Consider the following 271-nt stretch of genomic DNA (forward strand, 5'->3'; position numbering starts at 1 on the left):
CACGACGCGGTGCGGAGTCACGGTTGTATCCGCCCTCCCGACGCGGTCCACCGTCACGGCTGTAGCCACCCTCACGACGCTGGCCACCGTCACGGTTGAAGCCACCCTCGCGACGCTGACCACCGTCACGGTTGAAGCCACCCTCACGACGCTGACCACCATCACGGCTGAAGCCACCCTCACGACGCTGACCACCATCACGGTTGAACCCGCCTTCACGACGCGGTGCGGAGTCACGGTTGTATCCGCCCTCCCGACGCGGTCCACCGTC

The 271-nt window shown here is 67.2% G+C and carries 1 protein-coding gene; it reads left to right on the forward strand.

Translation table 11 applies throughout. The features are described from left to right. Nucleotides 1–271 (forward strand): hypothetical protein (locus DW299_RS19385; protein WP_205814352.1); only part of this gene is annotated, 271 nt, incomplete at both ends.

The sequence above is a fragment of the Microbacterium sp. K35 genome, from assembly GCF_004794375.1.
GTDB lineage: Bacteria > Actinomycetota > Actinomycetes > Actinomycetales > Microbacteriaceae > Microbacterium > Microbacterium sufflavum.